The organism is Microbacterium maritypicum MF109, assembly GCF_000455825.1.
Lineage (GTDB): Bacteria > Actinomycetota > Actinomycetes > Actinomycetales > Microbacteriaceae > Microbacterium > Microbacterium maritypicum_A.
Genome location: NZ_ATAO01000112.1, coordinates 36,984 through 58,177, shown reverse-complemented (window position 1 = coordinate 58,177; position 21,194 = coordinate 36,984). Strand labels below are relative to the sequence as shown.

At 66.1% G+C, this 21,194-nt stretch carries 15 protein-coding genes and 3 tRNA genes; 4 read left to right on the top strand and 14 right to left on the bottom strand.

Annotated elements, in window-relative coordinates:
- The first annotated feature begins 179 nt into the window (after positions 1-179).
- The 3 genes from L687_RS42115 (at position 180) to L687_RS27520 (ending at position 3,242) form a co-directional block, all read left to right on the top strand.
- Entirely contained in the window at positions 180-1,292 is a 1,113-nt protein-coding gene (locus L687_RS42115; protein ID WP_084487267.1) for a tyrosine-type recombinase/integrase, read from the top strand.
- Positions 1,292-1,996 carry a DUF7662 domain-containing protein gene (locus L687_RS41795; protein WP_021199020.1) on the top strand — a complete coding sequence of 235 codons (705 nt, stop codon included), beginning with the start codon at positions 1,292-1,294 and terminating at the stop codon, positions 1,994-1,996. Before L687_RS42115 ends, L687_RS41795 begins: the two co-directional genes overlap by 1 nt.
- 979 nt (positions 1,997-2,975) lie before the next feature.
- Positions 2,976-3,242 carry a hypothetical protein gene (locus tag L687_RS27520; protein WP_021199019.1) on the top strand — a complete coding sequence of 89 codons (267 nt, stop codon included), beginning with the start codon at positions 2,976-2,978 and terminating at the stop codon, positions 3,240-3,242.
- 313 nt (positions 3,243-3,555) lie between these two features.
- Here the strand turns inward: L687_RS27520 and L687_RS27515 are convergent.
- The 10 genes from L687_RS27515 to L687_RS27480 form a co-directional block, all read right to left on the bottom strand.
- A tRNA-Met gene (locus L687_RS27515) sits at positions 3,556-3,629 on the bottom strand.
- A 35-nt stretch (positions 3,630-3,664) separates the two neighbouring features.
- A tRNA-Thr gene (locus tag L687_RS27510) sits at positions 3,665-3,736 on the bottom strand.
- A 68-nt stretch (positions 3,737-3,804) separates the two neighbouring features.
- Positions 3,805-5,013: a M23 family metallopeptidase gene (locus tag L687_RS27505; protein ID WP_021199018.1), complete on the bottom strand. Its 1,209-nt coding sequence runs from the start codon at positions 5,011-5,013 to the stop codon at positions 3,805-3,807.
- 121 nt (positions 5,014-5,134) lie between these two features.
- Positions 5,135-5,929 (bottom strand): inositol monophosphatase family protein, encoded by a 795-nt coding sequence (locus tag L687_RS27500; RefSeq protein WP_021199017.1) that lies wholly within the window; start codon positions 5,927-5,929, stop codon positions 5,135-5,137.
- Positions 5,926-6,960: a hypothetical protein gene (locus L687_RS0121215; protein WP_052514684.1), complete on the bottom strand. Its 1,035-nt coding sequence runs from the start codon at positions 6,958-6,960 to the stop codon at positions 5,926-5,928. The genes L687_RS27500 and L687_RS0121215 overlap by 4 nt, the downstream gene beginning before the upstream one ends.
- Positions 6,961-7,077: 117 nt before the next feature.
- A complete protein-coding gene (locus tag L687_RS27495; protein ID WP_021199016.1) occupies positions 7,078-7,878 on the bottom strand; it encodes an enoyl-CoA hydratase/isomerase family protein in 801 nt (266 codons plus the stop codon).
- 46 nt (positions 7,879-7,924) lie between these two features.
- Complete coding sequence (locus tag L687_RS27490; protein ID WP_021199015.1) at positions 7,925-8,416, bottom strand: FBP domain-containing protein; 492 nt, start codon at positions 8,414-8,416, stop codon at positions 7,925-7,927.
- Between the two features lie 39 nt (positions 8,417-8,455).
- Positions 8,456-9,091: a DUF2510 domain-containing protein gene (locus tag L687_RS41790; protein ID WP_021199014.1), complete on the bottom strand. Its 636-nt coding sequence runs from the start codon at positions 9,089-9,091 to the stop codon at positions 8,456-8,458.
- 150 nt (positions 9,092-9,241) lie between these two features.
- Positions 9,242-9,326: transfer RNA gene (locus L687_RS27485), tRNA-Tyr, on the bottom strand.
- 86 nt (positions 9,327-9,412) lie between these two features.
- The gene (locus L687_RS27480; protein WP_021199013.1) at positions 9,413-10,342 is read right to left on the bottom strand and encodes a PfkB family carbohydrate kinase; all 930 of its coding nucleotides are present in this window, start codon (positions 10,340-10,342) and stop codon (positions 9,413-9,415) included.
- An 87-nt stretch (positions 10,343-10,429) separates the two neighbouring features.
- Here L687_RS27480 and L687_RS43235 point away from each other — a divergent pair, with 87 nt between their 5' ends.
- Positions 10,430-10,564: a hypothetical protein gene (locus tag L687_RS43235; RefSeq protein ID WP_268741822.1), complete on the top strand. Its 135-nt coding sequence runs from the start codon at positions 10,430-10,432 to the stop codon at positions 10,562-10,564.
- A 212-nt stretch (positions 10,565-10,776) separates the two neighbouring features.
- On the opposite strand, the gene rpoC is transcribed toward L687_RS43235, so the two are convergent.
- The 4 genes from rpoC to L687_RS27460 all read right to left on the bottom strand — a co-directional run bounded on the left by rpoC (position 10,777) and on the right by L687_RS27460 (position 21,161).
- Complete coding sequence (gene rpoC / locus L687_RS27475; protein WP_021199011.1) at positions 10,777-14,652, bottom strand: DNA-directed RNA polymerase subunit beta'; 3,876 nt, start codon at positions 14,650-14,652, stop codon at positions 10,777-10,779.
- 79 nt (positions 14,653-14,731) lie between these two features.
- Entirely contained in the window at positions 14,732-18,235 is a 3,504-nt protein-coding gene (gene rpoB / locus L687_RS27470; protein ID WP_021199010.1) for a DNA-directed RNA polymerase subunit beta, read from the bottom strand.
- Positions 18,236-18,480: 245 nt separating this feature from the next.
- A complete protein-coding gene (locus L687_RS27465; RefSeq protein WP_021199009.1) occupies positions 18,481-20,199 on the bottom strand; it encodes an ABC transporter ATP-binding protein in 1,719 nt (572 codons plus the stop codon).
- Positions 20,196-21,161, bottom strand: coding sequence for an ABC transporter permease (locus tag L687_RS27460; protein WP_021199008.1), 966 nt, complete (start codon positions 21,159-21,161; stop codon positions 20,196-20,198). The genes L687_RS27465 and L687_RS27460 overlap by 4 nt, the downstream gene beginning before the upstream one ends.
- Positions 21,162-21,194 lie beyond the last annotated feature (33 nt).

The window sequence follows — 21,194 nt, the reverse complement described above, 5'->3', positions numbered from 1 at the left end:
GGCCGTCGAGGACAAGTACCTGACTCGCCGGGAGGTGGCTGCCCGCTGCCGCGTGCCTCTCTCGACGTTCGATTCGTTGCGACGACAGGCACGGGTCCCGTTTCCTGACGCGCACATGGGCAAGCACATGCTGTGGAGGCTGTCAACAATCGAAACCTTCCTCGACGCGGGTGGCACTCGTGGCCTCCAGTAGCGCGCGGATCGATCCCAAGACCCGCAAGCCGCTGCCCGAGGGCATTCGCTATCGTGCGGACCGCAACAAGTATCAGGTCCGCGTGTGGGCTACCGGCCTCAACGGAGAAGACCGAGAGCGGAGCTACCTCGTGGACACGCTCGGCGAAGCGAAGAAGATCCGTAGCGAGATGCGTTCGCAGGTGCGCGCCGACGGGATGACGCTGAATGCTTGGCAGGTTCGGCATTGGCCGTCGCTTACAGAAGGACTACGCCCCGCGACGACCGCGGCGTACGAACGTGGGTGGCGACTCCGAGTGCAGCCGTGGCTTGGCCATCGAAAGATCGAGTCCATCGGGGTGAGTGATGTGGACGACGCGATAACGGGATGGAGCGGATCGGCGTCCACCCGCAATGACGCCCTGGCTGTGCTCAGTCGGCTACTCGAGGGCGCTGCGCGTGCAGAGATCATCGGAGTGAATCCGGTGCGGTTGGCGAGGCGTCCACGAGGCGAACGCCCGTCCAGCTTTCGTTCACGGGCACTGACGCTGTCCGAGGTTGCAACGATGCTCGACTCTGTCGATGAGGGGCCTCACCGCGACTATCTGGCGGCCTTGGTGTACACGGGCATGCGTGCCGGCGAGGCAAGCGCGTTGAGGGTGGGCGACGTCGATCTGGCGCACGGTGTTATCCATGTCCGGCGTAGCTTCTCGCCTGCTGGCGGTGGCAGAGTGCGCGAACAATCGCCAAAGAGTCACAAGGAACGTACTGTGCCGCTGCCCTCCGCTCTGCGCTCGATCATCGTTCGCAGGGTTGCAAGTCTCGGACGGAACGAGCTGGTGTTCACAGGCCCGAACGGCGGCCGGCTCAACACATCGAATGTTCGCCGGGCCGTCGACTGGGACGAGCTGAGGAATCGACTCGATCGCCCTGATCTGCGCATCCATGACCTTCGCCACACACTCGCGACCCTGCTCTTCGATGCTGGCGCTGCTGCGAACGACGTCCAGGCGATCCTCGGGCATTCCTCGATGCAGGTCACGGAGCGATACAGCCGGGCAAGATCTGATGCAGCGGTCCGCGCGAACGGCGCGCTCGACAAACTGATGGGAACAGAGTGATGGCGCTGCGAGATCACCACGAGGTGCAGATGGGGCCATACGCGCCGCTGTACGACTACCTGCGTACCCACGAGGAAGCGGAGGAGGTCTTGCTGAGCTTCGTCGAGATCGAAGCCATCCTCGGGTGCGCCCTCCCCGACGCCGCACGCACGCCCGGAGAAGGTTGGTGGTCGGGACATCCCACAAGGCTCCAGGCAAGGAGTTGGCTCGCGGCGTGGCGTCGCCCCGATCCTCGATACGACGATCTGTCCGTTGCCTTTCGCCGGACGGGTCAACTCACGAAGCCTTCCTCGGAAGATCAATCGCGACAGATCAAGATGTACCTTCGGCATGCGTGGGACATGTTGGACTTCGAGGTCGAGGATAACCAGGAGTGCGTCGTCTACCTCATACATTTTGAGGAGCCGGGACTGTACAAGGTCGGCATCTCGAAAGCATCGACAAGCCGCCCCCAAGCACTGGCGCAAGCTGGCGGCATCGTCCTTGACACGGTCCGAGTGAAGAACCGGACCCTTGCGCGGCTGCTCGAAAGCGAATGTCTCGTCCGGGTCGATGCAGCCCGCGCAGAGCCGCCTCTCTGGATCGCGCAGTGGGCGGGAGCAACCGAGTTCTGGAGCGATAGTGTCTCGCTGCCGCCGTTCCGCGAGATACTCAAGTCCCTAAACGATGAGCTTCCGATCGCGTATCGAGGAGCCTGGGCCTGACGACTTCGCCGCCGTACGAGGACTGACGGTCCATATAGTTGCCGATAAATGAAGCGAACTATCGGGAGCTATCGGCAAAAACAGCTTTCTCCCTCTGCACCGCGACGACATCGCGTATCCTGATCCGTTATGCCAAATCAAGAAGCTACCTACGTCACGCTCGACGGCGAGACGCACCTCGTGGTGGTCAGCGCCGACCTCACTGATGCCGAGCGCGCCAAACTCGGACATCCAGCGCTGGGCACTCGCTGCGCATGCCCGGACTGCGAGTGCCCGAACGAGGCCGACATGGGGACGCACGAACACCCGATCTGCGGATGCTGTCTCGCGGACTGCCCCGACGTCCACGCCGCTGACAGCCCGTAGATTCGTCCGTCTGCGCAGCTTCCTCACCTACTACTAGCGGAGCAGCCGTCCCCTGCGCCTCTCCGAGCCAAGTTCACCAGTTTCCACGCTTCTCCCACCGTTCTTCAAGAACGCCAAGTTGAGACCGAGATGCGAGGGTCGTTGTGCCCGCGGGCGCCCAGGTAGATGCCGCAACGAAGGAGAGCAATGAATGACGCACGGCAGCGGGGTGATGCCAAAGGTCGGGGCAAGTGGCTGTGCCCAGCAGGTGAACGATCTCACTCGCACCCGGAACCGGTGTACTCGAACCGACCGCTGACCTAACATGGGCCAGACCGCGTGATCTCACCGCGGCCAATCGCAGTGGAATACGCGCTTGACGGCTACGAGGGTACGCGATTCGACCATGAGGAGGGGCTTGGTTCCCGCTCGGCGTAGCAGTCTGCGCACGGGGGTCGTTCGCTTCTGCAAGCACGCTGCACCAGAGATGTCCATCGCAGATATTGTGTGTTTCCACATCTCCACCCACGATAGGGAGTGCGCCTTCGTATAGCCGAATCACGAACGCCTTCCGACTCTCCCGCTCAGAGTTGCTTAGCGAGACGCTAGCCCGAGCCACACCGACAAACGCAGCGTGAAGTGCCTCATCGAGAATCAGCGTCTCTACCCATGTTGCGCCGCGACCGCGATTGAGGTCGAGCTGTGCAAGATCTTCTGGAACTTTTCGTCGAGCTTCAGGGACTCCGTCACGCAGACTGGAATGAAACCCGCCGTACACACCTTCAAGATCAGCGAGGAGCTGGCCGATGTTGTTTTCACCAGTGGAGGTGCAAGTCACTGCCCGCTTGATGAGGTCAAGTTGATGACCAGCGCCGTGACAGAAGCAGTTGCAGGCGGATAACCGCGCTCGCTCGCATGAGCTGTTGTGTTCGGGTAGTAGCTGTTGTACTGCTGACGACATATCGACCCCGCTCCTACCAGCTTCCTCGCTGGGCACTCGTAGCCTATCGGCGTTGTGTGATATTCAATCGGTAACGCCGATGATGAGGGTTTTCTCTCGGTGGGCGGAACGAGCTGCATCCCTAGATTCGGACGGGGTTGCACCCCTCATCGCGACTGCTACCGGCACAAAACCGGCACAGCCCTCCCCTGCGCTGCGCCAGCCATCGCCCCGGATACGACAAAACCCCCGGAAATCCGAGGGTCTTGATCTGTAGCAGGAGCGGGGCTTGAACCCGCGACCTCACGATTATGAGTCGTGCGCTCTAACCAGCTGAGCTACCCTGCCGCGAGGCATCCGTCCGCGTGAGAAGAATGCTTGCGAGCCCCGAGTCAGGATTGAACTGACGACCCCTTCCTTACCATGGAAGTGCTCTGCCACTGAGCTATCGGGGCGTGCTGCCCCTCGCGGGGCAACCGTACGAGAATACCATCACTGTGGCGTCCTCATGAAATCGAGCCGGTCAGTACGACGTTCGACCCGCGTTCTCCTTGAGCCACGGCATCGGGTCGATGGTCGATCCGTTGACGATGAGCTCGAAGTGCAGGTGGGCGCCGTAGGAACGGCCCGTGTTTCCGGTCTTGCCGACGACAGTGCCGACCGTCACCGTGTCGCCGGCCTTGACGTTCAGAGACCCGTACTGCATGTGCGAGTAGTGGCTCGTGATGACCTGGCCATCGATGACGTGGTCGATGTAGACCGTGACACCGAAGGCACCGCCCTGTTCGGTCGCGATGCGGACCGTGCCGTCGGCGATGGCCTGGATCGGCGCGCCGTTGCCCGGCACGAAGTCGATGCCCTCATGGAGGCGGCCGCTGCGCATGCCGTAGCCGTAGCTCATGCCCACGCCGACGAGGAACGGCCACTGGATCGCGGCGTCGGGGTCGTTCGTGAAGATCTCGCCCGAATAGTTGATGCCCTGCTCCGCGGCGACCTCGGCGAGCGAGACCGTGCTGAAGTCATCGGCGCGGGTGAGCGCCTCGCTCTCGACACCGGATGGCGCGACGAACGCCTGGATCTCACCCTCGGCCGTGTCCTTCGCTTCTTCGGCGGAGGACGACACCAGCGACATCGATGCCGCCGAAGCACCCTGCACGCCGGCGACCGCCTCGGCGGGGAGCGTCATGGACACCGCGAGGAGACCGGCGAGGCTCATCACCCCGACAGTCGCGCTGAGAGTCACAGCCTTGCGGATGTTGCGGGGACGACGGGCGGCCACATGCACGGAGGCGACGGGCTCGTCGTCGGAGGCGCGCGCCGACTGCGCCCGCGCACGGTCGGCTGCGGAGACGGTGGGAACGGGACCGGTCGCACGGAACGCGCGGGACGCACGCTCGAACGCGTCGGCGTCGTCGCCGGGCACATCGGGAACATCGGCGATGATCGGCTCCGGGTTCGGAGCGATGAAGGGCTCGACCAGCGGCTCGGCGGCGACATCGTCGGCCGTGGGGCGCTGGCGGGCGGCACGCCGGGAAAGCGGGGCGACAGCAGCCAGGGCGACGGCTGTGGCGTCGACCGCGGCAGTGGGGGCGGCGGCAGTGGGCGCGGCGGCGGATTCGGCGGCAGAGATGGGTGCCGTCGGTCCCGCCGCGGGGGCCTCAGAGGCCGCAGTGCGGAGTCGGCTGGACCGGCGCGTGGGCGCAGAGGCAGCCTGGGAAGTCTCGAAGGGCAAAGCGGTTCTCTCGGTCGTGCGTCAAGCTCGGGGGGCGCAAACTTTGACTTTCACCTTCGGGTGGCGAAAGTAACGATCGCATAAACCATATCTTGATCAGTCTGGGAATGCCATGAATCGTTCAATGTTTCTGGTCGAGGATGGCGCGCAGTCGCGAGTGCACTTCCACCCCGCCCGCGAGCAGCATCGGACGTGGGGAGTCGATGTCGATGCGCGACACCACACCACCCGCTTCTTCGACGAGGAGGGCACCGGCGGCGAAGTCCCACGGACGAAGCCCCCGCTCGAAGTATCCGTCCAGTCGCCCCGCCGCGACGAAGGCGAGGTCGAGTGCTGCGGCTCCCATGCGTCTCAGATCCCGGGCCATCGGCATCACCCGCCCCACGGTGGCGATGTCACCCTCGTGCGTGGTCGGGTCGTAGCCGAACCCCGTGGCGAGCAGCGCTCCGGCCGGGGTCTCTCCGGTCACCTCGAGACGGTCGCCGTTCGACCATGCGCCCTGGCCGCGGGCGGCCGTGAACATCTCGCCGAGCGCGGGGGCGTTGACCGCACCGGCGAGTGCTTCCCAGGTCTCCGGATCGGGATCGCCGCGGACGGCGGCGATGCTCACGTTGTACGCCGGGATGCCGTATGCATAGTTGACGGTGCCGTCGATCGGATCGACGACCCACGTAATCCCGCTGCTGCCGACCTCGGCACCGGTCTCCTCCCCCAGGAAACCGTCGTCGGCCCTCGCAGCCCGAAGGCGTTCGCGGATGAGCGCCTCGACCTCTCGATCGGCTTCGGTGACGATATCGGCCAGCGACGACTTGGTGGCCGCCAGACGCACCCCCTCCTGTCGACGCGTGCGCGCGAGCCGTCCGGCTTCTTCCGCGATCTCGCTCGCGAGCTCGAGGAGCTCGAGTTCGAGTGTCACTGGGCAGGCCGCTGCGGGGCGGGGGGAGGCGGCGGGAAGGCCGGCAAGGTCTCCTGCGGAGGAGCCGTCGGCTGCGCGGCCGGCGCCGGTGGCACCGGATGCTCTCCCGGAGCCACCTGCGGCGAGGCGACCGGTTGCGTGAACTGCGGAGCAGCGGGCTGTGGCGATGTGGGCTGTGGCGATGTGGGCTGTGGCGATGTGGGCTGGGGCGCGACCGGAAAACTCGAGACCGGTGCTGCGGCGAGCGCCTGCTGCGGCGGCACGACGGTCGGGTGCCCCGTGTAGTAGGCGTTCCAGTCGGGCGATGCGTCGGGAAGCGCCGGGAGCGGGGTGATGCCGTCTGCGTAGGTGGGCCAGGACGGCGGCGATGCCACAGCGCGATCGGCGGGCGTCTTCTTCTTGGGAGCGAAGAGCGCGTTCAGCAGTGGGATCAGCGTCGTGCCGACGGCCACCAGGATCGTCAGCGCGACCACGATGCGCCAGTAGAGCTCGCCGTAGTGGAACGTGTTCGGGAAGGCCAGGAAGAACACGAGCATGCCGACGAGGCCAGCGAGGAACGTGATCGTGACGATGTAGATGACCCGCGTGAATGTTGTGACGTATCGCTGCGCCGCGGGAGTGAACAGGCGCACGTGCAGCAGGGCGAGCTGAAGGATGCCGATCACGAGGAGCAGCTGGAAGAAGCGCTCGGCACCGAAGTAGAAGCCGTCTTCCGGCAGCCAGATCTTCACGGCTCCGACGAGGAGCGCGACGATCCAGCTCACCATGCTCGCCAACTGGAGCCAGTCGGGACGGTTCGGCGCGAGACCGGCTTCGAGGATCGCGATGCCGGCGAACGCTGCGAGCAGCAGGATCGTGAGGAACGCCCGGCCGATCAGACCATCTTGATCGCCGATGAGCACCCAGATGACGCACACGAGCGCCGCGGCGATCAGGGCCCCGATGGCGATCCACAGGGAACCCCTGATGAGCAGCGACATGTTCTTCTTCTCACCCTGCGTCTGATGCGTGGTGATGTCCGGCTGGGACATGGCGATCCTCTCGTCGTGCGGCGATGCCTTCATCCTGCCACGCGCGCCCGCAGATGCCACGGGCGCCGCCCTCGTCGCCAAAGACCTTTCTCGATCTCTGCCTCTGTGGAGGAGAGGTCAGCCGGCCTTCTTCGCCGATGCTGCGGCGAAGGCTGCGACTCTGGCCTGCGCATCCGGCGTCTCCAGGGCTGCTCCGATCGAACGCGCCTCTTCACTCAGCTGCTCGACGAACGTGCGCTCCGGCTGCGATCGCACCAGCCGCTTCGCCTGGCCGTAGGCGTCTGCAGCGCCCGCCAACCAGAATCGCGCGATCACCTCGCCGCGAGCACGCACCAGTTCCGCCTCGGAGACGGCGTCCGCACCTTCGACGGCCTCGGCGACGAGACCCCACTCCACAGCCTCCACCGACGACAGCAGTCGATCCTGCAGCACGAGCTGCAGGGCACGGCGCTGACCGACGGCACGGGCGAGCTGAGCGGAGACTGACAGATCCGGAGTCAGACCGATGTTCGCGTAGAGGCTGCCGAGCTTCGATCGCGAGCCGACCACGGCATAGTCGCTGCACAGCAGAATCCCCAGACCACCGCCGGCCGTGGTGCCGTGGGCAGCGGCGACGACAGGCACCGCCGATTCCGTCAACGAGCGGATGCCGGTGTTGATGACCTCGGCGAGAGCGGTGATCTCTGCGCCGGAAGCCCCCATCGTCGTCGCCATGTCGATCACATCGCCCCCGGCGCAGAAAGCGGGGCCGACGGCATCGATCAGGATCGCCTTCACATCGGATCTCGACGTCGCCTCGGCCGTCGCGTCCTTCCAGGCGTGTGCGAGGTCGGCGTTGAAGGCGTTGAGGCGAGCGGGGCGGTTCAGCGTCAGCCGTGCCATTCCCTCTTCGACGGCGAACAGGATGGCATCACTCATGGCTTCTCCTTCGAGCGCAGGACGTGTGGGACCAGCGTAACCGCGATCAGACCCGCTCCCAGACCTGCGAGACGAAGCTCTCCATTCGGCGACGCGTGCCGTCGAGGCGGAAGTCGACCTGCCCCGGAGTCCTGACCTCGTTCGGTGCGAGCGGGTGGGCGAGACGCACGTTCTCGTGGCAGGAGAGGTCGGCGCACATGTAGGTGCCGAACGAGTCGCCGCGCTTCCCCGCCTCCCCCGCCCGACGTGCGGAGAGGAGCGCGACCTGATTGCCGGGCTGCATCGTGTGACAGATGTTGCACATGCCCGAACGCGCACGTCCGGGATCCGTCGCGCGCAGCACGATACCGACGATCTCCTCGTCGTGCGGGATCAGCACATAGCCACGGCGACTCGCGCCGGGATCCTGCCAGGCGAAGAAGTCGAGATAGTCCCAGTCGACGAGGAGGAAGTCGTGCGGCATCTCCATGAGGCGCAGTTCGTCGGCATCCGCATTGACGAACGAGGCCCGGACTTCGGCTTCGGTGAGCGGTCGCATCAGTCCAGTCTATGAACCGTTCGCACTCGCGGGGCCACGTCACATCCGCCGCATCGTGACCATCGAGAAGACCGTCTCGAACAGCTGAGCCGCGAACACCGATGCCCAGACGGACGCCGCGAGAAGAAAGACGACCTGGATGGCGATCATCACGATCAGCGGTGTCGACCCCCGTCCTCCCCGTCGACGGACCACGACATGACGACCGATCACGTAGACGAGAGAGGACAAGAAGGTCCACGCCCAGGGGAAAGGTCGGGAGAACCCTCGGCCGGCGAGCTCGCGGGCATCGAGGGCGGCGAACCAGACGGAGAGCCCGTAGATCGTCCAGCCCGACAGCGTCAGGACCAGGTACCACGGCGTGAGGAAGGCGTTGATCTCCGCGGCGATGAATCTCTCCACGTCGAGAGACGACGAGCCGTCCAGCGGGACGACGGCGAGCATGTCGAACATCCCCTGCTGCATCTGCACCAGGTATCCGATGGCGGCGATCGCGCTGAGCACCGGGAGGAGCACGATCAGCCACACCCATACGGTGTTCGCGCTCGTTCCCTCCGGGACCGACGGGGACTCTCCCGACGTCACGGGGGTCGGCGCCTCGCCATCCCATCGGGATCCGTCCCACCATCGCGTCGCACCCTGGTCATCGGTGTACCACCCGGCGGGGGCGCTCATGGTCGCTCTCCGAGGTCGACGCGGGCGCGGATCGTCTGGAGCATGTGACCACCATATTCATGGTGGCGACATCCGGGAGGCGGGGATGAGAGAAGGCCCCCGCGGTGATCGCGTGGGCCCTCGGATTTCCGCAGTCTTCCGCGGAGGTGATGGTGGCGAGTGAGGGATTCGAACCCCCGAATGCAGAGCAGTCTGATTTACAGTCAGATCCCTTTGGCCGCTTGGGTAACTCGCCAGAGCGCACCCGTCCGACTTCGACAGCCAACCGGGGGCACGAGAGACAAGCATACCTGTCGGAGGCGGGTGCAAGAAATCGGACCGTCAGCTGCCGCTCACGCCGCGACCGGACGCCTCCAGCGACTCGGGCGTCCGCAGGAGTCCGCCCTCTGCGCGACAGGTCGCGGCGGCGACATCCATCGCGCGCAGCAGCAGTGCGCGCCACTCCCCCAGGTCGGACGGAGACGCTGTGACCAGGCCCTCTGCGACGGCGGCGAGAGTCGCATCCCCCGCGCCGACGGTGTCGATCACCGCGCCGGGAAGCTGCGCGATGGGGGCGGAGACGATGCCGGCATCCGCGTCGATCGTGGCGCCGTCGGCACCCGCGGTCGCGAGGACAGCCGCAGCACCGAGGTCCCGCAGGCGCGCACGCAGCGCGTCGAGGTCACCGTCGTAGAGGATCGCCGCATCATCCGCACCGACCTTGACGATGGCAGCCGAAGCCACGAGCTGTTCGAATCCGCGGACGAACTCCTCCCGGTCGCTGAGCATCCCGGCGCGCGGGTTGGGATCGATCGCGACGCGTGCGTCTCCCAGGGCATCGCGCAGTGCGTCGACCTCCGCCGGCTCATCGAAGGGGAAGCAGCTGATCGCGACGAGCCCGGCGTCGGCGATCGCCTGACGAGCGTCGTCGGAGTATCGGATGCTGCGTCTCTGGGCGGCCTCGTTGAAGACGTACTGCGGTTCGCCGTCGGCCGCCCGCTGCACGATCGCGCGGGACGAGCCGAGGGGGGCCTCACTCCCTATCAGGCGCACACCGTGGTCGGACAGGTACTCGCGGATGTGCGCGCCTGCCTCGTCCTCCCCGACCATGGCGATCAGCGTCGTCTCGACTCCCAGCCGCCGCAGTCCGACGGCGACGTTGAGTGCCGCACCGCCCACGAGCTCGCGGACGCCGGAATCGTCGCGGATCTCATCGATCAAGGCATCGCCGATCACGACAACGGAACCGGCGGAAGAAGTCTGATTGCTCACCCGCCGACACTATCGTGGCGCCGTGCACCGACGGGCTGCATCGCGTTCCTCTCCCGTCGCGCCGCCGACGAGCAGTACGGTGTGGACATGAAGCCCCGACTCGCCGGCGCTGCCGCCGCGTTCCTCCTCCTCGTCGTTCGCGATGTGCTCATCGACACGCGCTACACGAACCTCGCGCCGACCGGTTACACCTCGAGCATCGTGGAGCACATCTTCGGCTGACGTCCAACGCGCTCCGCGCGTGTCAGGATCCTCCGCCGACTGCACGGCTTCTCGACGAGTGCACGGCTCGGCGACACACGTCACCCGTGCGCTCGGCAGCTTCCCGTGCACTCGCGCCACGTCGCACACCGCCGGGCACGCAGAAGGCCCCAGGCGAGTCGCCTGGGGCCTTCTGCGTCATTCAGTACTCAGTACTGCGGCTCTCGCCTCGATCAGTTGTAAGTACCGGGGGTGATGTCGTCCGTCGAGAACGCGTCGAAGTCGACGTAGCCGAAGTCACCGTCGGCGTACGCACCGTCGGATGCGAAGATCCGGTTCGGGTAGCGCTCGCTCTTGGCTTCCTCGGTGGCCTCGACCGTGACGTCGCGGTACTTCGAGAGACCGGTTCCGGCGGGGATGAGCTTACCGATGATGACGTTCTCCTTGAGACCGACCAGCGGGTCGCGCTTGCCCTGCATCGCAGCCTCGGTGAGCACGCGGGTCGTCTCCTGGAAGGAGGCGGCCGACAGCCACGATTCGGTCGCGAGCGACGCCTTCGTGATACCCATCAGCTCCGGACGGCCGGACGCGGGACGCTTGCCCTCTGCCACAGCCTCGCGGTTGATCGACTGGTAGCGCTTGAGGTCGACCATCTCACCCGGGAGCAGGGTCGTGTCGGCGTGATCGACGACGGTGACCTTGCGGAGCATCTGACGGACGATGACCTCGATGTGCTTGTCGTGGATCGGCACACCCTGCGAGCGGTACACGCCCTGGACGCCGCCGACGAGGTAACGCTGCACCTCGCGAGCACCCATGACACGCATGATCTCCTTGGGGTCGAGCGTGCCCACCAGGATCGGCTGACCGACCGTGACGTGCTGCCCGTCCTCGACGAGAAGCGTCGCGCGCTTCAGCACCGGGTAGATGACCGGCTCGTCACCGCTGTCGGGCGTGAGGATGACCTTCTTGCCCTTGTCGGTCTCGTCGATCGCGATGCGGCCATCGGCCTCGGCGATCGGCGACGCGCCCTTGGGGGTACGCGCCTCGAAGAGCTCCTGCACACGGGGAAGACCCTGCGTGATGTCATCCGCCGATGCCGAACCACCCGTGTGGAAGGTACGCATCGTCAGCTGGGTACCAGGCTCACCGATCGACTGGGCCGCGATGATGCCGACGGCCTCGCCGATGTCGACGGTCTTGCCGGTCGCGAGCGAACGGCCGTAGCACTGCGCGCAGACACCGACGGCGGAGTCGCAGGTCAGGACCGAGCGCACCTTGATGCTCTCGACACCGAGCCCGACGAGCTTGTCGATCAGCACGTCACCCACGTCGTCACCGGCCGAGGCGAGAACCTCGCCCGACTCGCTCACGACATCGGAGGCCAGCGTACGAGCGAACACCGAGTTCTCGACGTTCGCGTCGCGCACGAGCTCACCCTGCGAGTTCGGTGCGGCGATCGGGAGCTCGAGGCCCTTCGACGTGCCGCAGTCCTCTTCGCGGATGATGACGTCCTGCGAGACATCCACCAGACGACGGGTCAGGTAACCCGAGTCGGCGGTACGCAGAGCGGTGTCGGCCAGACCCTTGCGGGTACCGTGCGTCGCGATGAAGTACTCCGCAACCGACAGACCCTCGCGGTACGAGGAGATGATCGGACGCGGGATGATCTCACCCTTGGGGTTGTTCACCAGACCACGCATACCGGCGATGTTCCGGATCTGCAGCCAGTTACCACGAGCACCCGACGACACCATGCGGTTGATGGTGTTGTCCTCGGGGAAGTTCGCCTTCATGGCGGCCTGGACCTCGTCGGTGGCCTCGGTCCAGATCTTGATGAGCTCCTGGCGACGCTCGGAGTCGGTCGTCAGACCCTTCTCGTACTGCGACTGGACCTTCGCGGCCTGCTTCTCGTAGCCGGCGACGATCTCCGCCTTGTTCGGCGGGGTGAGGATGTCGCTGAGGGCGACGGTCACACCGGAGCGCGTTGCCCAGTAGAAACCGGCGTCCTTGATGCGGTCCAGCGAGGCAGCCGTCTCGACCTTGGGGTACTCCTCGGCCAGCTTGTTGACGATCTGCGACAGCTTGTTCTTGTCGGCCTGCTCGCGGACGAACGGGTAGCCCTTGGGCAGCGTGTCGTTGAAGATCGCCTGACCCAGCGAGGCGTCGACGAGACCGTGACGCTCGTAGCCCTCGGGAGCTTCGCCCTCGAGGAAGGTCAGACCGGGGATGCGGATGCGGATCTTCGCCTGCAGGTCGAGGGAACCCTCGTCCTTGGCCAGGATCGCCTCGCCCACGGAACCGAACGCACGGCCCTCACCGGCTGCGCCCTCCTTGACCGTGGTCAGGTGGTGCAGACCGATGATCATGTCCTGCGAAGGCAGGGTGACCGGACGGCCGTCAGACGGCTTCAGGATGTTGTTCGACGCGAGCATCAGCACGCGGGCCTCGGCCTGAGCCTCGACCGACAGCGGCAGGTGGACAGCCATCTGGTCGCCGTCGAAGTCGGCGTTGAACGCCGCGCAGACGAGCGGGTGCAGCTGGATGGCCTTGCCCTCGACGAGCTGAGGCTCGAACGCCTGGATGCCCAGACGGTGCAGGGTGGGTGCACGGTTGAGCAGCACCGGACGCTCGCGGATGATCTCCTCGAGCACGTCCCAGACCTCAGGACGGGTGCGCTCGACGGCGCGCTTGGCCGCCTTGATGTTCTGCGAGTGACCGAGGTCGATCAGGCGCTTGATCACGAACGGCTTGAAGAGCTCCAGAGCCATCTGCTTGGGCAGACCGCACTGGTGCAGCTTCAGCTGCGGGCCGACGATGATGACCGAACGGCCCGAGTAGTCGACACGCTTTCCGAGCAGGTTCTGGCGGAAACGACCCTGCTTACCCTTCAGCATGTCGCTGAGGGACTTCAGGGCACGGTTGCCGGTACCGGTGACGGGACGACCACGGCGACCGTTGTCGAACAGTGCGTCGACGGCCTCCTGCAGCATGCGCTTCTCGTTGTTGACGATGATCTCGGGGGCACCGAGGTCGATCAGACGACGAAGACGGTTGTTGCGGTTGATCACACGGCGGTACAGGTCGTTCAGGTCGGAGGTCGCGAAGCGGCCACCGTCGAGCTGGACCATCGGGCGCAGCTCCGGCGGGATCACCGGGACGACGTCGAGGACCATCGCGGCCGGGCTCATGCCGGTCTCGAGGAACGAGCTGACGACCTTGAGGCGCTTGATCGCACGGATCTTGCGCTGGCCCTTGCCCTCGGAGATCTGCAGACGCAGGTTCTCCGCCTCGGCGACGAGGTCGAACGCCGCGAGGCGACGCTGGATCGACTCGGCGCCCATGTAGGCCTCGAAGTACTGGCCGAAGCGGTCCTGCAGCTCGTGGAAGACGTCGTCCTCCGGGCGCAGAGCACCGACCTCGAGGGTGCGGAAGTCCTCCCACACGCGCTCCAGCTTCAGGATCGCCTCGTCGGCACCCTTGCGGATGAGCGACATCTCCTTCTCGGCGGCGTCCTTGACCTTCTTCTTGGCGTCGGCCTTGGCACCCTCTGCCTCGAGGGCAGCGAGCTCCTCCTCCAGTTTGGCCAGGCGCTCCGCGATCTTGGCATCGCGGCGGTCGCCGAGCGTCTTCAGCTCGAGGCGGATGTTGTTCTCCTGCGTGCCCAGGTCGCGGTGACGAGCTTCCTCGTCGACCGAGATGACCATGTAGGCGGCGAAGTAGATGACCTTCTCGAGGTCCTTCGGCGCCATGTCGAGCAGGTAGCCCAGACGCGAGGGCACGCCCTTGAAGTACCAGATGTGGGTGACGGGAGCGGCGAGCTCGATGTGACCCATGCGCTCACGACGGACGGAGCTCTTGGTGACCTCCACGCCGCAGCGCTCGCAGACGATGCCCTTGAAGCGGACGCGCTTGTACTTGCCGCAGGCGCACTCCCAGTCGCGGGACGGGCCGAAGATCTGCTCTCCGAAGAGACCATCCTTCTCCGGCTTCAGGGTGCGGTAGTTGATGGTTTCGGGCTTCTTGACCTCGCCGTAGGACCACGCGCGGATGTGGTCTGCGGTCGCCAGGCCGATGCGAAGCTCATCGAAAGTTGTGGACTCGAGCACTAGTTCTCCTGTGTCGGAAATTCTTTTTGAGAAGTCTGCTTCGGTGGGCCCGGAACGCGTGTCCCGGGCCCCCGAAGGATTAGATCTCGTCGATCGAGGCGGCCTCGAAGCGGCTGGAGATGTTGATACCGAGCTCTTCTGCGGCGCGGAACGCCTCATCGTCGGTGTCGCGGAGGTTCACCAGCGTGCCGTCGGCCGAGAGGACCTCGACGTTCAGGCAGAGCGACTGCATCTCCTTCATGAGCACCTTGAAGGACTCGGGGATGCCGGGCTCCTGGATGTTCTCGCCCTTGACGATCGCCTCGTACACCTTGACGCGGCCGAGGATGTCGTCGGACTTGATCGTGAGGAGCTCCTGGAGCGCGTATGCGGCGCCGTAGGCCTCGAGGGCCCACACCTCCATCTCACCGAAGCGCTGTCCACCGAACTGCGCCTTACCACCGAGCGGCTGCTGGGTGATCATCGAGTACGGACCCGTGGAACGTGCGTGGATCTTGTCGTCGACCAGGTGGTGCAGCTTCAGGATGTACATGTAGCCGACCGAGATCGGGGCCGGGAACGGCTCGCCGGAGCGGCCGTCGAACATCTGGGCCTTTCCGCTGGAGTCGATCAGACGGACACCGTCGCGCGTCGGGATGGTCGCGTCGAGGAGACCGGCGATCTCCTCCTCGCTCGCACCGTCGAACACCGGGGTGGCGACCTTCGTGCCGGGAGCGGCCTCGAATGCCTGCTCCGGCAGACGGGCTGCCCACTCCGGAGTGCCTTCGACCTTCCAGCCCTGCTTCGCGATCCACCCGAGGTGGGTCTCGAGGACCTGGCCGAAGTTCATTCGACCGGGGATGCCGAGCGGGTTCAGGACGATGTCGACCGGGGTGCCGTCCGCCATGAACGGCATGTCCTCGATCGGGAGGATCTTCGCGATGACACCCTTGTTGCCGTGACGGCCGGCGAGCTTGTCACCCTCGGTGATCTTGCGCTTCTGGGCGATGTAGACCACGACGCGGCGGTTGACGCCGGAGCCGAGCTCGTCGTCGCCGTCCTCGGCGTTGAACTCCTTGACCGCGATGATCGTGCCCTGCTCGCCGTGAGGCACCTTCAGGGACGTGTCGCGGACCTCGCGGCTCTTCTCGTTGAAGATCGCGCGGAGCAGACGCTCCTCGGCCGACAGCTCGGTCTCACCCTTCGGCGTGACCTTTCCGACGAGGATGTCGCCGGGGCGGACCTCGGCGCCGATGCGGATGATGCCGCGCTCGTCGAGGTCCTTCAGCAGCTCCGGGCTGACGTTGGGGAGGTCACGAGTGATCTCCTCCTTGCCGAGCTTGGTGTCGCGGGCATCGACCTCGTACTCCTCGATGTGGATCGAGGAGAGGGTGTCGTCCTTCACCAGGTCCTGGCTCAGGATGATCGCGTCCTCGAAGTTGTAACCCTCCCACGTCATGAAGGCGACGAGGAGGTTCTTTCCGAGGGCCAGCTCGCCGTTCTCGGTGGCGGGGCCATCGGCGATGACCTCTCCGACCTCGACGCGCTCACCGGCGTTGACGACGACCTTCTGGTTGTACGACGTGCCCTGGTTGGAGCGGTCGAACTTGCGGAGGTGGTACTCCTGCGTCCCGCCCTCGTCGAGCATGACGACGACGCGGTCTGCGGAGACCTCGGAGACGACACCGGCCTTGTCGGCGGTGAGCACGTCACCGGCGTCGATGGCCGTGTAGCCCTCCATACCGGTTCCGACGAGCGGCGAGTCGCTGCGCAGCAGCGGCACAGCCTGACGCTGCATGTTGGCACCCATGAGGGCGCGCTGTGCGTCGTCGTGCTCGAGGAACGGCACGAGCGAGGTCGCGACCGACACCATCTGGCGCGGGGAGACGTCGATGTAGCCGATGTCCTCCGGGAGGAACATGTCGACCTCGCCGCTGCCGCCCTTGGGGCGGGCCAGCACGTGGCTCTCGATGAAGCGACCCTTGGCATCGAGCGGGGCGTTGGCCTGCGCGATGTTGAAGTCGACCTCTTCGGAAGCCGTGAGGTAGTCGATGTGCTCGGTGACGACGCCACCCTCGACCTTGCGGTACGGGGTCTCGATGAAACCGAACGAGTTGATGCGCGCGAAGGTCGCGAGAGCACCGATCAGACCGATGTTCGGGCCTTCAGGCGTCTCGATCGGGCACATGCGGCCGTAGTGCGAGGGGTGGACGTCACGGACCTCGACGCCGGCGCGGTCACGGGAGAGACCACCCGGGCCCAGCGCGGAGAGACGACGCTTGTTCGTCAGACCGGCGAGCGGGTTGTTCTGGTCCATGAACTGCGACAGCTGCGACGTTCCGAAGAACTCCTTGATCGCGGCGACGACGGGGCGCACGTTGATCAGGGTCTGCGGGGTGATCGCCTCGATGTCCTGCGTGGTCATGCGCTCGCGGACGACGCGCTCCATGCGGGACAGACCGGTGCGGACCTGGTTCTGGATCAGCTCGCCGACCGCGCGGATGCGACGGTTGCCGAAGTTGTCGATGTCGTCGGTCGCGAGACGGATCTCGGCCTTCTTGCCGCCGCGGATGCCCGTGAAGGTCTCCTCGGTGCCGGCGTGCAGGCGCACCAGGTACTTGATCGTGGCCACGATGTCCTCGACGGTCAGCACCGAGGAGGTCAGCGGCTGGTCCAGGCCCAGCTTGTGGTTGATCTTGTAACGACCGACCTTGGCCAGGTCGTAGCGCTTCGGGTTGAAGTAGAAGTTGTCCAGGAGCGCGCGGGCGGCCTCGGCGGCGACCTGCTCGCCCGGACGGAGCTTGCGGTAGATGTCGCGGAGCGCATCTTCCTTGGTGACGATCGTGTCCTTCGCGAGCGTCTCCTCGATCGAGGTGTAGCCGGCGAACTCGGCGAGGATCTCCTCGCTGGTCATGCCCAGTGCCTTGAGGAAGACGGTGACCGACTGCTTGCGCTTGCGGTCGACGCGCACGCCCACCTGGTCGCGCTTGTCGATCTCGAACTCGAGCCATGCACCACGGCTCGGGATGACGCGCGCCGACACGATGTCCTTGTCGGACGTCTTGTCGGGGGTCTTGTCGAAGTAGACACCCGGCGAACGCACGAGCTGCGACACGACGACGCGCTCGGAGCCGTTGATGATGAACGTGCCCTTGTCGGTCTGCAGCGGGAAGTCGCCCATGAAGACCGTCTGGGTCTTGATCTCACCCGTGAGGTGGTTCATGAACTCGGCCTCGACGTACAGCGGAGCGGCGTAGGTCTTGCCACGCTCCTTGCACTCCTCGATCGAGTACTTCTCCGGCTCGAGGTAGGGGTTCGTGAACGACAGCTGCATCGTCTCGCCGAGGTCCTCGATCGGAGAGATCTCCTCGAAGATCTCGCCCAGACCGCTGTTCTCGTTGACGTCGGTGCGACCCTGCTTCTTGGCCTCGGCCACGCGCGCCTTCCAGGCGTCGTTGCCGACCAGCCAACCGAAGGACTCGGTCTGCAGGGCGAGAAGGTCAGGGACCGTCAGCGTGTCGGAGATCTTGGCGAACGAAAGACGGGAAGCTCCGCGTCCGTTCTTGGTGGTGGTGGATGTGGATGCGTTGCGAGCAGCAGCCAAGGGAATAACCTCCGTGAGCCCCGCAGGGCTTCTCGATTCCTTTGTCGTCAGGTGGAGTGTGCGCCCGGGAACTCGACAGATGCCGACCACCATATGAGGGCAGGGAGAAACGAGCGCAACTACTAACTATACGCACGATTATGCGACATGGCAAGCGCAGTCCTTGACCAATCTCGGAAGCTGCGGTATGAGTCTCCGATCGCCGGACCGGAACACATGCGGCCCGGCGATCGGAGGAGGTGATCTCAGGACGCGATGCCCAGCTCGTTGCCGGGGATCGACGCCAGCAGACGCCGCGTGTACGGGTCACGGGGATTCGTGAAGATCTCCTCCGACGTCGCCGCCTCCACGAGCCTGCCGTCCTTCATGACGCACACGTAGTCGCTGATCAGCCGCACCACCGCGAGGTCGTGCGAGATGAACAGGTAGCTCAGGCCGTACTCCCGCTGCAGGTCGCCGAGCAGCTTCAGGATCTGGTCTTGCACCAGCACGTCCAGCGCCGACACCGGCTCGTCGCAGACGATCAGATCCGGCGAGAGGGCGAGAGCCCGTGCGATCGCGACACGCTGTCGCTGGCCGCCGGACAGCTCGGACGGATACCGCCGCAGCATCGACTGCGGCAGGGCCACGTCGTCGAGCAGCTGCCGCACGCGCTTGCGCCGATCGGCGCCGCTCCCCCGCTTGTAGAACTCCAGCGGCTCGGCGATCAGGCGCTCGATCGTGAACATCGGGTTCAGGCTCGAGTACGGATCCTGGAAGATCGGCTGCACCTGCTGCCGGAACTCCTTCGTCTCCGCCCGGCTCAGCGACGCGATGTCCTTGCCCTCGTAGCGGATCAGCCCGCTCGTCGGCTCGATCACCTTCAGCAGCATCCGCGCGGTCGTGGTCTTGCCGGAACCCGACTCGCCCACGATCGCGACCGTCTCCCCGCGCGGGATCACCAGCGACACGTCGTCGACGGCCACGAAATCCTCGCCGCGGCCCCGCACCGGGTACACCTTGGTGAGATTCTCGATCTCGACGATGTTGTCCGCGGGGGCCGCCTCGACGACGGCATCGGCAGCAGCGACGGCATCGGCCGCCCGTTCCCGGGTCCGGAAGGCCTCGGGTCGCAGGCGTGCCGCCGCGACGGACGGGGCCGCCTTCACGAGCGACTGCGTGTACGGATGCTGCGGGTCCTCCAGGATCTGGCGCGCATCGCCCTGCTCCACCACCTTGCCGCGGTGCATCACGATCACCCGCTCCGCACGCTCGGCGGCGAGGCCCAGGTCGTGCGTGATGAGCAGCACCGCCGTGCCCAGCTCGCGCGTCATCTGCCCGATCTGATCGAGGATCGTCTGCTGCACCGTGACGTCGAGCGCGCTGGTGGGCTCGTCGGCGATCAGCAGTCGCGGCTTGCACGCCAGACCGATCGCGATGAGCGCACGCTGGCGCATGCCGCCGGAGAACTCGTGCGGGTACTGCTTCGCCCGCCGCGCCGGATCGGGAAGGCCCGCGGCGGTCAGCGCCTCGACCACCTTCGCCTGCACGTTCTGTCGGGTGGCGAGGCCATGCGCGAGCAGCGTCTCCGCCACCTGCGTGCCGATCTTCGCCACCGGGTTCAGGTTCGACATCGGGTCCTGCGGCACGAGACCGATGTCACGACCGCGGATCGTGCGCAGTTCGTGCTCGGGTGACCGCGAGATCTCCTTGCCGTCGAGCCGGATGCTGCCGGACGCGATCCGGCCTCCCCCGGCGAGCAGTCCGATGATGGCCATCGCGGTGGTGGACTTGCCCGAGCCGGACTCCCCCACGATCGCGACGGTCTCGCCGGGACGGATCTCGAGGTCGACGCCTTCGACGGCGTGCACGACGCCGTCCATGGTGGCGAAGTCCACGGCCAGTCCCTGGACCGACAGCAACGGTTCGGTCGACATCTGCTTCTCCTTCGCGGCGCTCACGGCACCGTCGTCCCGCGCGTTCATCGCGCCCTCGTCCGGGGGTCCATCGCCTCGCGCAGCGCTTCACCCAGCAGGGTGAAGCCGAGCGCCGTGACGGCGATGCAGATACCGGGGAGGAAGGCGAGCCAGGGCGCGATGGCGAGCTCGGCCTGCGCGTAGGTGAGCATGCGCCCCCACTCCGCCGTCTCGGGCCGTCCGCCGCCGAGGCCGAGGAACGACAGCGCCGCCGCATCGATGACCGCGGTGGCGAGCGTCAGGGTGCCCTGAACGATCACGGGTCCGATCGCGTTCGGCAGCACGTGCGACATGGTGATCTTGCCGCGACCCAGACCGAGCGTCTGCGCCGAGAGCACGTAGTCGCTGGAGCGCTGCTGCAGCATGGAGGCGCGCAGCAGCCGGGCGAAGATCGGCACCTGGGAGGCCCCGATCGCGATCATGATGGCGAACGGGGTCTGCCCGAGGATCGCGGCGATCGACACCGCCAGCAGCAGGTTCGGCACCGAGAGGATGATGTCGACGATGCGCATGATGAGCGTGTCGACCCAGCCGCCGAACGTGCCGGCGAGCAGGCCGAGGATCATGCCGCCGACCAGGCCCATCGCCGTGGAGATGACCCCGATCATAAGAGACGCCTGCGCGCCCCAGATGAGCTTGGACAGCACGTCGCCGCCGAAGCGGTCGAGGCCCAGCGGGAACTGCGGCAGCTCCCCCGGTCCCGGGATGTAGGTCGGCGTGATGTACTTCGCACCCGGCAGCGCCGTCTCCGGGTAGGGAGCGATCAGGGGCGCGAGCGCGGCGATGAGCAGGAACGCCACCACGATGGCCGCGCCGATCCATGCCGTCGGGTTTCGGCGGAGGCGGCGGAACACGTCCCGCCAGAAGCCGCCGGAGCCGTTCTTCAGATCGGCCTGGGCGATGGCGACGGTGTCGATGCTGCCGCCGCTCTCCGCGGAGGGGCCCTGGGCGGGCGGGAGCGCGATGGTCATGCGACCGCCTCCTTTCGGACGATGGGGAGGGAC